This is a genomic window from Humitalea rosea (assembly GCF_003253705.1).
In the GTDB taxonomy this organism is placed as follows: domain Bacteria; phylum Pseudomonadota; class Alphaproteobacteria; order Acetobacterales; family Acetobacteraceae; genus Humitalea; species Humitalea rosea.
The window spans coordinates 20,476-35,199 of record NZ_QKYU01000032.1 but is presented as its reverse complement, the minus strand read 5'-3'; the positions used below and the strand labels follow the sequence as shown (position 1 = coordinate 35,199).

Sequence of the window (14,724 nt, the reverse complement as noted above, 5' to 3'; positions counted from 1 at the left end):
AAATCGGGGGCGGGACATGAACGCATATCGCACAGTGGCAGAGCTCCTGATGCGGGGCGCGCCCACAGCCGCCGCCCTGCGTGCCCCCGACCAGCGGCCGAGCCTTGATTATACCGGGCTGCGTGCCTTGCTGGCGCAGACAGTCGCGACGCTGAATGGCATCGGAATCGGGCGCGGCGACCGGGTCGCCATCGTGTTGCCCAATGGCCCGGAGATGGCGACGGCGTTTATCTGCGTCGCCGCGGGAGCGACGACGGCGCCGCTCAACCCTGGCTACCGCACCGAGGAGTTCGCATTCTACCTCGAGGATCTGAAGGCCTCGGCGCTCATCGTGGCCAAAGGCACGGAGACGCCGGCGCGCACGGCAGCGACTGCCCTTGGGGTCCAGATACTCGAACTGGTGCCCGGCGAGGCGGCTGGCTCCTTCACCTTGGAGGGGGGCACCGCCGGCAAGGCGGCCCGCCCCGGCCTTGCCGAGGCAGAAGACGTCGCACTGGTCCTGCATACCTCGGGCACCACAGCGCGGCCGAAGATCGTGCCGCTGACGCAGGCCAACATCACCGCCTCGGCTGCGCATATCGAAAGGTCGCTGTCGTTGGCCGCGGATGATTGCTGCCTGAACGTGATGCCACTGTTCCACATTCACGGGCTGATCGCGGCCGTGCTGTCCTCGCTGGCCGCGGGGGGAGCCGTGTGTTGTTCGCCCGGCTTCGACGCGCTTCGTTTTTTCCGCTGGCTCGATGAGGAACGGCCGTCCTGGTACACGGCGGTGCCGACCATGCATCAGACTATTCTCGCGCGGGCGGAACGTAACCGCGAGGTCATTGCCCGGGCACCGCTGCGCTTCCTGCGATCCTCCTCCGCCTCCATGCCGGCTGCGGTGATGCGGCAGTTGGAGGAGGTGTTCGGCGCGCCGCTGGTGGAGTCCTATGGCATGACCGAGGCCGCGCACCAGATGGCCTCGAACCCCCTCGCCGGGCCACGCAAGCCGGGATTGGTTGGCCTGCCTGCGGGCCCCGAAATGGCGATCATGGCCGAGGATGGCAGCCTGCTGGCGCAGGGCGAGATTGGGGAGGTCGTCATTCGGGGCCCCAATGTGACGGCCGGCTATGAAGCCAATCCCGAGGCCAATGCCAAGGCCTTTACCAACGGCTGGTTTCGCACTGGCGATCAGGGGATGTTCGACCCTGATGGCTTCCTGATGCTGACAGGACGGCTCAAGGAACTCATCAACCGTGGTGGCGAGAAGATTTCGCCGTTGGAGGTCGATGGCATTCTGTCGGACCACCCTGCTGTGGCCCAGGCGCTGACCTTCGCGATCCCGCACAGCAAGCTTGGCGAAGAGGTCGGCTGTGTCGTGGTCCTGCGGGAGGGAATGGTGCTGACTGAGCGCGAATTGCGCGACCACGCGGCCCTGCACCTGGCCGATTTCAAGGTGCCGCGAAAGGTCGTCTTCTTGGCTGAGATACCAAAGGGTGCAACCGGCAAGTTGATGCGGATCGGCCTTGCTGAAAAACTGGGAATCGCCTTGTGAGGATTGCGATCTTCGGCGCCGGCGCGATCGGCGGGCTGATGGGCGCCCGGCTCGCCGCCAAGGGCGCAGCGGAGGTCACCATAATCGCGCGGGGGCCCCATCTCGCGGCAATGCAGGCAAAAGGCCTGACGCTGCGAAGTGGTGGTGAGGAGATGACCGTCCATCCGCGCTGCGTCGCAACAGCCGAAGAAGCCGGTCAGCAGGATTACGTCGTGGTCACGCTGAAAGCGCATTCACTCCCTGGCGCTGCACGGCAGATGCAGCCTTTGCTGGGGCCTGAGACAGCGATCGTTTCCGCGGTGAATGGCATACCCTGGTGGTATTTCCATAAGCTCCCCGGCCCCTTCGAGGATAGGCGGGTCGCCTCGGTCGATCCCGATGGCACGGTGTGGGATCTGCTTGCACCGTCGCGTGCGATCGGCGCCATCGTGTACCCCGCTGCCGAGGTCTCCGAACCGGGCGTGATCGAGCACAGCTATGGCGACCGCTTTACCCTGGGTGAGCCTGACGGCAGCCGTACCGCCCGCGTGGCGGCGCTGTCCGAGGCGCTGATCGCCGCGGGCTTCAAGGCGCCGGTACGCCCCCGTATCCGCGACGAGATTTGGGTCAAGCTCTGGGGCAACCTCGCCTTCAATCCGATCAGTGCGCTGACGGAGACGACTTTGGATGTGATCACCGGTGATCCCGGTCAATGCGGCGTTGCCCGGACGATGATGCTGGAGGCCCAGGCTGTTGGGCAGGCACTCGGCATCCGCTTTGGCATCGATGTGGACAAGCGTATCGCCGGCGCCGCCGAGGTCGGGGTGCACAAGACCTCCATGTTGCAGGATCTGGAGCGCGGCCGCCCCATGGAGATCGACGCTCTGCTTGGGGTCATTGTCGAGTTCGCCGAAATGACCGGCCTGCCGGCCCCGACATGCGCGACTGTCCTGGCGCTGCTGCGGGGCAGGGCGCGAGCCGCGGGCCTTTATCCGTAGGGGTTGGCCAACACGCCGATCCCCTTGATCGACACCTCGACCAGCATTCCCGGCCGCATCGGCAATGCGCCCAGCGAGGTGCCGCAGGCGATCACGTCCCCAGCGTGTAGCGTCATCTCCCGAGATATCAGGGAGACGATCCGGGCCGGGGGCAGGATCATGTCGGATAACGGATAATCCTGCCGCACCCGTCCGTTCAGCGCCGTCTTCACCCGAAGGCTCGACCAGTCGAGCCCCGTTGCGATCGCCGGGCCGATCGGTCCGAATCCATCGCAGCCCTTGGCCCGCGCCCATTGTGGGAAAGAGGGATCAGCGATCAGCAGGTCGAGCGCCGTCACGTCATTCACGCAGGTAATGCCGAAGATCGCGCCTTGGGCCTCGGCTTCATCCAGATCCTTGCAACTCCGGCCAATGACCAGGCCGAGTTCACCCTCATACAGCACACGCCCGGTGTAGCCGGACGGCGGCCGGATCGGGTCCCCCGGGCCGGCAAAGCTGCGGGGCGATTTAAGGAACCATAGCGGCTCGGTCGGGATGGCATTCCCCTGCTTGGCCGCTGCCTCAAAGAAGTTATTCCACAACCCGATGAAAGCTCCCGGAACCACCGGGGCCAGCAGGCGGGCGTCTGCCAACGACACCACCTCGCCCGTCGATCGTGGCGCCTCGAACATGTCGCCCGCATGGACGTGGATGCGCTCCCCATCCAGCAGGCCAAAGCCGGTCGCCTCGCCGTGTCGGAATCGGACCCAGAGGTCAGCCATGGTGCAGTCGCAGACCCGGTTCGTGCCACGGCATCGACACCAGCTTGCCGGTTGTGGAGAGGGTGATATAGGCGGTCCGCAGATCGGCCCCGCCAAAGCAGATATTGGTCGGCATACGCTCCGGCATCTTCGCCACATGCAGGATCTCGCCTGTGGGGGAGACGGTGGTGATCTCTCCGGCAACCAGAGTGGCAACGCAGATATTGCCCGCGGCCGTCACCGCCAGGCTGTCCAGGCGCCGATAGCCGGGGAATTGGCACAGTACTCGCCCGCCGCAGCTGGAGGGCCAGGGCTCCTTCCGCAATTGGCCAGGCCCTTCGACATCCCAGGCCCACAGCCGCCCGGTCTCCGTTTCCGCTGCATAGAGGGTGCCGCCATCCGGCGAGAGGCCGATGCCGTTCGCGCCGCCAAAAACCGGATAGCCGGCTTCCACGATCCGGCTGCCATCGCAGGCTCCCCAATAGACACCGCCATGGTCGCGGTCCCGGGCCCGGACCTTGCCCAGGTCACTGAACCAAAACCCACCCTGCCCATCCATCACGATGTCATTGGGGCCGCTCAGCCGGTGCTCGCCGATCCGGTCGTAGAGGAGGGTGACCTCACCGGTCTGAGGATCGATCACCTCGATGCGACCACCGGAATAATCGGCGGACTGCCCCGTGGGACGCAGGATTTCCTCGGCCTCAAGCCAGGAAAAACCGCCATTGTTGCAACAGAATATCTTTCCGCCTGGCCCCATGGCAATCCCGTTCGGCGCGCCGCCACGAGATACCACGCTGCGTCCGCCGTCGGCTGCGATGCGTGAGATACAGCCGGCTTCGATCTCTACCAGCAGGACCGAGCCATCGGCACAGGCGATGGGCCCTTCGGGGAACCGCAGTCCCTCGGCCAAAGTTTTCAACTCGTTCATGCGTGCTCCCCCAGGTTTGGGTGACAGCATGCCCTAACTCCCGGTGCCTTCCGATCCCCCATTGGGCGTCAATCGCATTCGCACGGACAGACCTTCGGGGGCGAAATCGAAGACCGCAGCATCCTGCCCATCGTACCGCGCGAAGGCGGCCTGGATCAGCGCCGAGCCAAAGCCACGGCGTCCGGGAGGCGGCGCGACCGGCGGACCGCCGCGCTCTTGCCAGTCGAGCAGCACATCGCCGTCATCGGTCGTCAACCAGCTCAATGTGACCTGTCCGCCCGTCACGGACATGGCGCCGTATTTCGCGGCGTTCGTCGCAAGCTCGTGCAGTGCCAACACCACCATCATGGCCTGCTGCGGCCCGAGCAGGGCGTCCCCACCCTCACCAGCAGCGACGACGGCCTCACCCCAGGGACCCAAGGCCGCCGAGACCGTGTCGTTGAGTGTGCTGGTGGTCCAGCCGCCGCTGTTCAACATGTCCTGCGCCCGGGCCATGGCCCGGAGTCGGGCGCCGAAGGCTTCGATGAAGCGCTCGCCATTACCGTCCGCCCCAGCCCAGGTCTGGCCGGCCAACGCCTGGACGGTCGCCAGAACATTCTTCACCCGGTGCTTCAACTCGAACAGCAACAGATCGCGCTCGCCTTCAAGCGCGCGCTGGTCCGTGATGTCCTGCACTGCGATGGTCAGCGTGACGGTGTATCCGGCCTGTTCGGCGCGATGCAGCACACGCCAGTGCCGGGTCGTCGCCCCGATGTTTCGCGCGACGACGATTTCCCGCAAAAGGCCAGGGTTCGCCAAGGCCTCGCGAAAAGGCTGGTCGAGCTGTTCTGCCAGATCAGGGGCAAGATCTGCCACGGTCATGCCGATTTGCGCCTTGGTCTGTCCTTCCTGTGCTTCAGCAAGCCAGGGGTTGATCGCGAGGAACCGGAGGTCGGCGTCCAACACTGCCAGCCCCAGTGGCGCAGTGGCGAAGACGCCGCTGGCGCGCGCCGTCGCTTCGGTTGCCCGGGCACCCGCCGAGATGGCCTCGGCTTCGGCGGCACGGGTTCCCTCCAACGCCGCATCCGCCGAGGCGCGGCTGCGGCGCAGCGCCACAAGCAGCATCGTGGCGCCGAGACTTGCCAAACCGAGGACGGCCCCCAACGCCAGCGCCATGCGCCAGCCCCCTGCGATCTGAAGGCGTCGTGCGGCCTCGGCCGTCTCGCCGCGGAGCAGGCCAGCTTCGTTGCGCGCCTCGTCCATCAACCTCCGTCCCTCATCGGTGCGGATGAGGACGATGGTGGCCTCAGGTCCCTGCGTCCGCAGAGCGGTGAGGGTGGCTTCCAGCTCGGCGAGCTTCAGATCGGTCAAGCCGCGCAGGCGCTCGGCCCGTGCGGCGACGCCAACGGGCTGCCGCACGCCCGCTGCCCGGCTCAGTAGTGTCGAGGCGGCAGCACGTGCGCCTGTGACACCGGCGTTATAGGAAACGAGGTACTCGGGTTGGACCGTCAGCAGATAGCCCCGCTGGGCCGTCTCGGCCTCGCGTAGCTGCCCGATCACCACCTCGGCCTGAAGTGCCAGCGCGTCGAGGCGCCGGGTGGTGCGAATATCCTCGGTGACGGTCCAAATACCTGCGCCCACAGCCAGCGCTGTGCCGGCAAAAAAGGCGATGGCCGCAAGCCCGAGGCCCGAGCGCAGAGCACGTCGCCGCATCGTACGTTCGCCAGGGGGAGGCGGGAACGGGGTCGACTGCTCCAGCGCGCCCGAGCCGTCTTGCAGGAGCCGGTCCGTCGCGGAGGGAAGCATGCGTCTTCATAGGGGGGGCGCCGGGCGGCAGGCAAGCACTTGCAGCCACGGTCTTTTGACGTCTCAGGAGCGGCGGCGTCGCCAGCGTCCATCCAGCAGAACAAGACCGCCCCCAATCAGCAGCATGCCAAGGAGCTGACGCAGCATCAGGGCCTCGCCCAGTCCCAGCCAAGCCAGCAGGATCGCCGAGGGCGGAACCAGAAACGTGACCAGCAGCGCATTGGACATGCCCGCCAGGGCAACGATGCGGAAATAGACGAGGTACGCCAGACCCGTGGAAAGCAGCGCAAGGGCAAGAAGTGACAGCGCCGCGGTCCGGCTCGGCACAGGCAGGAGCCATGGCCGGTCGACAACGAGCATCACCGGAAGCAGGATCGTGGCCGCGAGGCCAAGCTGCATTGTCGCAGCCACCAAAGGCTTCAGCCCATGCCGTCGAAGCCGGCGCGCGTAGACGCCCGCCAGCCCATAGGACAGTGCCGCCCCGAGGCACGCCAGGATTGCCAAGGTCGCCGCCCCCTGTGGCCAGCCCATCAGCACGACGACGCCCAGAAATCCGGCGCCCAGCGCCGCGGCGCGCATCGGCGTGAGATTGTCGTCGCGGGTCAGGAAATGGGCGGCAACGGCCCCCCAGAGCGGAGTCGTGGCATTTAGGATGGAGGCCAGCCCCGCCGTGATATGCGTCTGGGCCCAGACGATCAGACAGAAGGGCAGGGCGCAGAGCAGCACCGCGATCACCGCCATGTCCCGCCAAGCGGCCTGGGCGCGCGGCAGAGGCTCGTTGGTCAGCCACAGTGCCATCCCGAGCGCCGCGGCGCCAATGCTGATGCGGATCCAGACGACTGTCAGTGGCGGCACCTCGCGCACGGCAAGGCCGATGAAGAGGAAGGAGCCTCCCCAAAGCAGGGACAATAGCCCCAGCATCAGCCAGGCTTTCAAAGGAACGGGAGGAGAGCTCATTCTACCAGGCTGCGCCATGCCTGCGCTGGGCGCGCTCCGGTTCTTGCGGTCAGCGCCGCCTGGTCTCTGCCAGGACCCCGGAGTCGCGAAGGGCTCCAATTTCCACGTCGGAGAAGCCGTGGGCGGTGAGAACCTCCTGCCCATCCTGGCCAAAACAGGGCGGCGGGCGGCGGGCACCGCCTGGAGTCCGGCTCATCTTGATCGGCGTGCCGAGGGCGCGGAACCAGCCATCCTCCACCACCATCTGCCGATGCGCCGCATGCGGAGAGGCCATGGCCTCATCCACATATTTCACAGGACCGGCCGGTAGCCCGGCGCGCAGCATTGCGTCCGTCAGGGCGTGGCCATCGGCCTCCGCGAAGCGACCATTCAAAATGGCGTCGAGATCCGCGCGATTGGTGACGCGATCGCCGTTGGTGAGGAAGCGTGGGTCGGTCGGCAGATCCGGCAAATCCAGGAACGCACAGAATTTGCGGAAGGCCGGGTCATTGCCGATGGCAATGAAAATTTCGCAGGTCCGCGTTGCATATTTCGAATAGGGGCTGATGTTGGGATGTGGATTGCCCGTCGCGATGGGGCGCTTGCCATTCAGCAGATGGTTCGCCGCCTGCGGATGCAGCAAGGCCATCCCGCAATCATGCAGCGTCATGTCGAGATACTGGCCGAGGCCGCTGCGGGCGCGTTCCTGCAGGGCCATCAGGATGGCAATCGCGGAATACAGCCCGGTGGCCAGATCCACGACCGGCGTGCCCATGCGCAGCGGCGGATCGCCGTTGATGGACATCAATCCGACCATGCCCTGAATGACCGCATCATAGCCCGGCAGCCCGCCGAGCGGCCCATCCGCGCCAAAACCCGAGACGCGGCAATGCACCAGGGCAGGAAATTTCTTCGAAAGGGACTCCTCATAGCCGAGGCCCCATTTCTCCATCGCACCCGGCTTGTAGTTCTCGATCAGCACATCCGCGCCTTCGAGCAGCCGCAACAGCACGGCTCGGCCTTCAGGCTTGCCGAGATCCAGAGCCAACGACTTCTTGTTCCGGTTCACGCCAAGAAAATAAGAGGCATCGCGGCTGCCGTCGTCATGTTCGGCGAAGGGAGGGCCCCAGTCGCGAACCTCATCGCCCTGGGGCGGTTCGATCTTTATCACTTCGGCGCCGTGATCGGACAGGATCATCGTGCAGTAGGGACCGCCGAGCACGCGCGTCAGATCGATGATCTTCAACCCGGCGAGCGCGCCAGGGGACAGCGCCATGCCCGTCTTGTTGGTGACGGCGTCGTTCATGCAGCGGCTTTCCTGTCGAATACCCGGGCGCAGAAGGCGGGGTAGGTTTCCATCATCTCCGCACGGATCGGGCCGCGCAGCAGCGCCAGATCCGCCTCGGTCGGGTCGGGCGTGCCAGGCACTTCGGTCGCCTCATCATAGTCGAAACCGGTCGCGGCGCGCACCCCAGCCGCGGTCTCCCCGGGATGCAGGCTCTGCAAGCGGAAGCGACCACGTTCGGCATCGAAGGAGAACACGCAGCGCCCGGTCACCAGGGCCTGCGCCGTGCCGCGCCGGAACACATCAGGCGGAGAAAGGCCCGGCGCAGAGATATGGGCAACGCGATCCACCAGGACCCGGGGAGAATGTTCCTCGCGGAACAGGATCGTGCGCGGGCACATGAAATACATGAAGGCGCTGCCGAAGCTTCCGGGAAACCGCACCGTGCCGCCCGGCCACGCGCCAGTACCGAGCAGGTTCAGATTGGCCTGCCCGTCGATCTGCCCACCGCCGAGGAAGAACAGGTCGATGCGGCCCTGACCCGTCAGGTCGAATAATTCCCGCGAGCCCTCCGTAAACGGATTTCCGCTACGCTTGTGCAGAAGCGAGAGCCGCACCGGATGACCCCGTTTAGCCACCAGCCAGCAGGCGGCAGCAGGGATTGGACTGGCCGCGCCGACGGCGATGTGGCGCGCTGGCGGCGCAGCCGGGTCCAGAATCAATTCGGCAAGCGCGACCGCAAGGCGTTCCTCGAGCGCAATCATGCCGCCACCGCCCGGCCGAACACTTCCCGCGCACACCAGTCGTCAAATCCGGCCTGCGTCTGCGCGGCGCGGGCATAGGTCGCGACGTACTCCGCATCGAAGCTATATTCATCCAGCAGAGCGACGGGATGCGCACCCCGTTCGGCGAGGGCAACCGCCTCGACATAGGTGCCGCTGATGGTGCCGGGGGCCAGGCGTTCATCCTCCAACAGATTGCCGTCAAAGAAGCGTTCCACGGTGACAAGCACGCGCCGGGATGCATGTGCCAGGGTGGCGCATTCGCGTCGACGTCCCAGCCAGACATTGCCGTCGCGATCAGCCATCACGGCATGGAACGCCGCAATATCGGGCGAGAGCGCGGGAAGCAGCACGATCCGGTCGGGCACATCAGAAAGCGGGTTCTGAACAATCTTCCAATCCGGCCGGTGAAGCAGGATGTCACTGCCGATCAACCCGCGCAGCGGCATGAAGGGCACGCCCTTTTCCGCGGCCTGCAACATGGCGTGGATGGCCGGGCATGTGGCATCCCGCATGACGATGCTGCCCGCACGGATCGCCGCCGAAAAACGCGGCGCGAAGCCGGCCTCGCCGAGAGAAACGGCGCTGCTCTGCACCTCGGCAACGCAACCGGCGCCGATCAGCAGATCCGTCGCGAAGCCCGAGACCGGGACGCCGAGCAAGCGCAGGTTCCGCACGCCCCTGCGTACCAGCGCTTTGGCCAGTGCTACAGAGGGAAGGGAATTGTCGGGCGGCAGGGCAAGCATGGCGCCATCAGGCACCGACGCGGCCATCGCTTCGATCGTGATCATTGGCTGTTGCTCCCATCCGTCGAGGCATCCGGCATGCCTCGTGGCGGCCTCACCATCCGCCATTGTGATGATGCCATGGCACTGGCGCGCTGGCCATCGGGGCGGGAAGGAGGAGATGTGCGGTAGCCGGCGGGGGCTTGCCATTGGTCGCTGGGCGGACGTAAGAAGGTGGTATTGAAACGAGATATTAGTCTCACTATGATCCTGCCTACCCAAGCACGATGAAGCAGGAGCAGATCATGGTCATCGTCTCCCCAACTGGAAATTTCTTCCCCACTGACCTCACTCTCGATGAGCCGCGGCATTCATTCCACCCGGCCTAGCCCCTGGTGGGCTGACCTCCGCCCATGAACCGCCGCCGCTTCCTTCGATACGATGCCCGGTGCCGTGGGATGCGCCGGCAGAAGTGCCGCCTGGTGTCTGGCTTGAATACCTCGACAAGCTTGCCGCCCAGGCTCGGCGCGCAGCGTGAAGGTTGGAATGCGTGCTGCGGAGGATCCTCGCCTGCCGGGGGGGGGCGCTGACATCGGAGCCCAGACGCTCGCGGAGAAAGCACCGTAGGGATGTGACTTTGGGAGCGACCACGTCCTATCGAATGGACCGGCGCCGTTGGCGCTCTGCGGGGACTTTGTGGCGATGCAGCGATCTATTGCATGCATGCCAGATCAAGAATTTTCCAACAATAGGACAAATGTTTTACGAAAAGACTATTATCTTAACGTTCTCTATATTTTTCGTATCAGCAAAAGGAGGCTGTCATGGCGTTAGCCCATAGCGAAATGGACCGGAAGATCGACGAGCACTTCACCTACGAGGCCCAGGACAACGTCGATGGGGTCTTGGCAACCCTCACGCTGGATGTCGAACATGACATCGTCGGCTGGCCTGGCGGACCTACTCTCGGCCGCGATGGAGCCAAGCCGTTCTACGAAACATTATTTTCCGATCTGTCGGACGGCCGAATCGAATGTTTGAAGCGACTCTACGGCGACGACTTTCTCGTCGATGAATCGATATGGCGGGGTCGAGCGCCAGGCCGGCCCTTCGGCTTGGATGGCCGGGGGCGACCGCTGGAATTCCGCCTGCTGCACGTGATCGAGTTTGCAGAAACGGGTGACATCAAGCGGGAAAATGTCTGGATTGATCTGGCCGCGATCATCCAGCAACTGCCGCAAGTCTGACGTGGCGGAGGATGTGACGACCATTCCTTCCAATCAGAAGAAGCGGACGCGGAAGGATTTACTCCAGGCCGCGTCACGCCTGATGAAGCAAGGAAAGAAGCCGAGCCTGGAAGAAATCGCCGAGGAGGCGCTGGTCTCGCGGGCCACTGCCTACCGCTACTTCCCCGGCGTGGAAGCACTGTTGATCGAGGCATCGGTTGATGTTGCGATGCCGCGCGCCGAGGATTTGTTCTCAAATGGCCTGCATGAGGATCCGGTGACGCGCCTACAACGCCTAGATAGCGCGGTCCATGATATGGTTCTGGCCAATGAGATGCCGCTCCGCATGATGCTTATCCATTCGATGGAACGGAACGTCAGAGGTCCCGGCGATCTGCCAGCGCGGCAAAATCGGCGGACGCCGCTCATTGAGGCGGCACTTGCGCCATTCCGTGAGGAATTCACGCCGACGGCGCTCAAGCGGCTGACCAGGGCACTGGCGGTTGTCATAGGTACGGAATCCATGGTGGCGACCAAGGACGTCCTGCAAATGCCAGATCCCGAGGCTCGGAAGATGAAGCAGTGGATGATCCGCGCCCTGGTTGAGGCAGCACGTAAGCCCCCCCCGCGCGGGTGATGCGCGGGGGGGGCGGGGTCAGCCCTTCTTCATATCCGCCTCATAGCGGGCCTTGGTCTCGGCGTTGGCCGGGTACAGGCCTGGCAGCGGAACACCGCGGCCGACTTCCTGCATGATCCAGGCTTCCAGCTGCTCCTGCTCGACGGCGGCGGTGGTGACTGCTTCCAGCAATGCCGCAGGAATGACCACGGCGCCATCGCCGTCAGCAACGATGATATCGCCCGGGACGACGCAGACACCGCCGCAGCCGATCGTCTCTTCCCAGCCGACAAAATTCAGGCTGGCGACTGAGGCCGGCGCGACGGTGCCCTTGCACCAGACGGGTAGACCGGTGCCGGCCACGCCCGCTCCATCGCGAAGCATCCCGTCCGTCACCAAGGCAGTGACTCCCTTCTTCGCCATGCGGGCGCAGAGGATGTCCCCGAAGATACCGGCATCCGCGATTCCCATGGCATCGGCCACGGCGATGCAGCCCTCTGGCATGGCCTCGATGGCGGCACGGGTGCTGCGCGGGGAAGACCAGGATTCCGGGGTGGACAAGTCTTCACGGGCAGGCACGAAGCGTAGTGTGAAGGCGGGGCCAACGAACCGGCGGCCCTTGGCGGCATCGGTGAAGGGGACCGGGCCGGAAATATAGGCGGTCCGGACCCCCTTCTTGAGCAGCACCGTAGTGAGCGTGGCCGTGGTGACGCACTCGAGGGCGGCGCGGATTTCGGGGGAGAGGGTCATGTCAGGCTCCGATGGTGCGACCGGTGAAGCGCGGAACGCAGGTGTTAGCAAGACGTCGGCACCGATTCGGCCTGGGTTCCAGTGGCGCGATTGCCGCCCCCCTCATCAACAGATGAAGCGGTCGCGCATTGGCGGCTCGACGATAATCGTGCCTACCTCGACATTAATCCCCGCGGCGATCGGAGCGGGTGCCCCGCGGGCGCGGGCAGACCGCTTCAAGCGATGCTCGGCGCCGCGATGCATCTTCGCCCCCGCTCATCAAATCGCCGCCGGTCCCACTGGCCGATCCCCGCGGATCGTCGTCCGGTACAGCGTTCGGGCCTGATCTGGCGGGCAGCCGGTCGCCAGATGCTGCACCGCCCGGTTATCCCAGAGCACCATGTCATGCGGCTGCCATTGGTGACGGTAGGTGACCTCCGAAGCCTTGGTCGCGGCGAAGAGGATGTCCAGCAGGCGCCGGCTTTCCTCTTCGGATACGCCTAGAATCCGACTGGTGAAGCCTTCGCTGACAAACAGCGCCCGGCGGCCGGTCGCCGGGTGCACCCGGACTACGGGATGCACCACCGGCGGGACTGCGGCACGCTGCGCCTCCGTCAGCGGGGCGCGGGTGCCGCTGGCGGTCAGGATATCCATGCGGAAGGCGTAGGAATGTTCGGCCTCCAGGTGTGCGATCTGCGTCTTGATCGCCTCCGGCAGCCCATCATAGGCGGCGTGCTGGCTTGCAAAGAGCGTGTCGCCGCCGTCGCGCGGCAGGATCTGCGCATGCAGGGCGCTGCCGAGGCTGGGTTCAGCCAAATAGGACAGGTCAGAGTGCCAATAATGACCGGCATCGGCGAGGCCGATGTTCTTGCCATCCCGCTTTTCATTGGAGACCAGCAGGATCTCAGGTGCGCCGGGCAGCAGGAACTGGGAGAGCACATGGATTTCCAGCTCGCCGAGCCGGCGGCTGAAGGCGATCTGGACGGCGGGTGAAATCTGCTGATCGCGCAGCACCAGCACGGAGTGGGTCTCGAAGGCCGTTTTCAGCGCTTCGAAGCTCGCGTCGTCCAGCGCCGCCAGATCCACATCAGTCGCCTCGGCGGCGAGCAGCGGATGCAGGGGGGCGATGTGCATGGGGTTTCTCCTGGTTTCTTCGTTACCGACAATCTCCACCCGTCGCCCGAGGCTGCCAAGCCCTCCGTCAAGCGTCGCGCAATGCAGCGCCGGCCGCGAGGGGCATGAGTGGCGCCAACAGCGCGGCCTGGGCCGCCAAGAACAGCAGGAAGGCGCGCGGGGAGACCCCGCTGGCCTGGGCCTCGATTGCTCCCGCGGCGAAGATCACGGCCGGGATGGCGAGCGGCAACACCAGCAAGGGCAGGAGCACCCCACCCCGCCGCGCGCCGAGCGTCAGGGCTGCCCCCAGCGTGCCTAGCAGCGACAGCACGAGCGTCGCAAGGCCGAGCGCCAGCATCGCGACCCCCCAAGCCTCGATCGGCAGGTTCAGCATCGCCGCCGCGATCGGGACCGCCACCAGCAACGGCACGGCCGTCGTCAGCCAGTGCCCGGCCGCCTTGACCATGGCGAGGCCGGCAGGGGAAACGCCCGAAAGCAGCAACAGATCGAGTGAGCCGTCCTCGGCCTCCGCCCCAAACATCCGATCGAGGGGCAGGAGGGCGGCGAGCAGCATGGCTGCAACCAGCGCTCCAGGTGCGAGCCGTGCGAGAGCGGCCGGTTCGGGTCCCACGCCGAAGGGAAAAAGTGCTGCGACCAGGATGAAGAACAGCACGGCGCCAAGGCTATCGCCGGGCGTACGCAACGCCAGACGCAATTCCCGCTCCAACAGGGCGATCATAACATCAGCTTCCTGGCACCTGGCAGAGGGAGCGGCAGGTGGGTGGCGACAATGACCATGCCCCCCCCGGCCCGATGCGCGGCCAGCAGCGTGCCAAGCTGCTCCACCGAGATAGCGTCCAATCCCACCGTCGGCTCATCCAGCAGCCAGAGCGGCGCCTGCCCGAGCGCTAGCCGTGCCAGCGAGGCCCGCCGCCGCTGGCCAGCCGAGAGGGCACGTACCGGCAGATTGGCCAGCGGGCCAAGCCCGACGGCGGCTAGCGCTGCACCAACCGTCGTCGACGAATCGCTCGACAGGCGGGCGAAGATCGCCAGGTTCTCGGCGACGGTCAGGCTTGGCTTGAGCGCATCGGCATGGCCTAGCCAACGCAGGCGGCGGGCATGGGCGGGGCGGTCCTCGGCGGTGTCCTCGCCATCCCAAAGCACACGGCCCTCGGCTGGCGCCAGCAGCCCCGCAAGGATCCGCAACAGGCTGGATTTGCCCGCGCCATTGCGCCCGGCGAGGACCAGGGCCTCCCCGGCGGTCAGCCCAAAGGACAGCCCGGCGAAGACCGCCCGCTCTCCCCGCCAGCAGGCGATCGCATCAACCGCCAGCACACGGCACCCC

General features: G+C 65.7%; 15 protein-coding genes. 4 read left to right on the top strand and 11 right to left on the bottom strand.

The window, feature by feature from the left end; translation table 11 throughout:
* Positions 1-16 precede the first annotated feature (16 nt).
* The gene (locus C8P66_RS20855) at positions 17-1,534 is read left to right on the top strand and encodes an acyl--CoA ligase (RefSeq protein WP_111400216.1); all 1,518 of its coding nucleotides are present in this window, start codon (positions 17-19) and stop codon (positions 1,532-1,534) included.
* A complete protein-coding gene (locus tag C8P66_RS20850) occupies positions 1,531-2,511 on the top strand; it encodes a 2-dehydropantoate 2-reductase (protein ID WP_111400215.1) in 981 nt (326 codons plus the stop codon). Before C8P66_RS20855 ends, C8P66_RS20850 begins: the two co-directional genes overlap by 4 nt.
* On the opposite strand, the gene C8P66_RS20845 is transcribed toward C8P66_RS20850, so the two are convergent.
* From C8P66_RS20845 to C8P66_RS20815, 7 genes are all read right to left on the bottom strand, one after another.
* Positions 2,502-3,272, bottom strand: a complete 771-nt coding sequence (locus C8P66_RS20845; RefSeq protein ID WP_111400214.1) for a fumarylacetoacetate hydrolase family protein — start codon at positions 3,270-3,272, stop codon at positions 2,502-2,504. The two genes, C8P66_RS20850 and C8P66_RS20845, sit on opposite strands and share 10 nt — an antisense overlap.
* The gene (locus C8P66_RS20840; RefSeq protein ID WP_245903713.1) at positions 3,265-4,164 is read right to left on the bottom strand and encodes an SMP-30/gluconolactonase/LRE family protein; all 900 of its coding nucleotides are present in this window, start codon (positions 4,162-4,164) and stop codon (positions 3,265-3,267) included. Before C8P66_RS20840 ends, C8P66_RS20845 begins: the two co-directional genes overlap by 8 nt.
* A 51-nt stretch (positions 4,165-4,215) precedes the next feature.
* The gene (locus C8P66_RS20835) at positions 4,216-5,967 is read right to left on the bottom strand and encodes a sensor histidine kinase (protein ID WP_111400212.1); all 1,752 of its coding nucleotides are present in this window, start codon (positions 5,965-5,967) and stop codon (positions 4,216-4,218) included.
* A 63-nt stretch (positions 5,968-6,030) separates the two neighbouring features.
* Positions 6,031-6,942 (bottom strand): DMT family transporter, encoded by a 912-nt coding sequence (locus C8P66_RS20830; protein ID WP_245903712.1) that lies wholly within the window; start codon positions 6,940-6,942, stop codon positions 6,031-6,033.
* Positions 6,943-6,973: 31 nt separating this feature from the next.
* Positions 6,974-8,209, bottom strand: coding sequence for a CaiB/BaiF CoA transferase family protein (locus C8P66_RS20825; RefSeq protein ID WP_211314230.1), 1,236 nt, complete (start codon positions 8,207-8,209; stop codon positions 6,974-6,976).
* Positions 8,206-8,952 carry a CoA-transferase gene (locus tag C8P66_RS20820; RefSeq protein ID WP_111400210.1) on the bottom strand — a complete coding sequence of 249 codons (747 nt, stop codon included), beginning with the start codon at positions 8,950-8,952 and terminating at the stop codon, positions 8,206-8,208. Before C8P66_RS20820 ends, C8P66_RS20825 begins: the two co-directional genes overlap by 4 nt.
* Positions 8,949-9,761 carry a CoA transferase subunit A gene (locus tag C8P66_RS20815; RefSeq protein WP_111400209.1) on the bottom strand — a complete coding sequence of 271 codons (813 nt, stop codon included), beginning with the start codon at positions 9,759-9,761 and terminating at the stop codon, positions 8,949-8,951. Before C8P66_RS20815 ends, C8P66_RS20820 begins: the two co-directional genes overlap by 4 nt.
* A 758-nt stretch (positions 9,762-10,519) precedes the next feature.
* Between C8P66_RS20815 and C8P66_RS20810 the strand changes: the two genes are divergently transcribed.
* Positions 10,520-10,942: an ester cyclase gene (locus tag C8P66_RS20810; protein ID WP_111400208.1), complete on the top strand. Its 423-nt coding sequence runs from the start codon at positions 10,520-10,522 to the stop codon at positions 10,940-10,942.
* Entirely contained in the window at positions 10,893-11,558 is a 666-nt protein-coding gene (locus C8P66_RS20805) for a TetR/AcrR family transcriptional regulator (protein ID WP_111400207.1), read from the top strand. Before C8P66_RS20810 ends, C8P66_RS20805 begins: the two co-directional genes overlap by 50 nt.
* Positions 11,559-11,576: 18 nt before the next feature.
* Here C8P66_RS20805 and C8P66_RS20800 read toward each other — a convergent pair whose 3' ends face one another.
* From C8P66_RS20800 to ccmA, 4 genes are all read right to left on the bottom strand, one after another.
* Positions 11,577-12,287, bottom strand: coding sequence for a ribonuclease activity regulator RraA (locus tag C8P66_RS20800; RefSeq protein ID WP_111400206.1), 711 nt, complete (start codon positions 12,285-12,287; stop codon positions 11,577-11,579).
* Between the two features lie 258 nt (positions 12,288-12,545).
* Positions 12,546-13,439 (bottom strand): TauD/TfdA dioxygenase family protein, encoded by an 894-nt coding sequence (locus tag C8P66_RS20795; RefSeq protein WP_211314229.1) that lies wholly within the window; start codon positions 13,437-13,439, stop codon positions 12,546-12,548.
* A gap of 28 nt (positions 13,440-13,467) precedes the next feature.
* Positions 13,468-14,118, bottom strand: a complete 651-nt coding sequence (gene ccmB / locus C8P66_RS20790) for a heme exporter protein CcmB (RefSeq protein WP_111400204.1) — start codon at positions 14,116-14,118, stop codon at positions 13,468-13,470.
* Positions 14,115-14,714: a heme ABC exporter ATP-binding protein CcmA gene (ccmA, locus tag C8P66_RS20785; protein ID WP_170141596.1), complete on the bottom strand. Its 600-nt coding sequence runs from the start codon at positions 14,712-14,714 to the stop codon at positions 14,115-14,117. Before ccmA ends, ccmB begins: the two co-directional genes overlap by 4 nt.
* Positions 14,715-14,724: the final 10 nt, after the last annotated feature.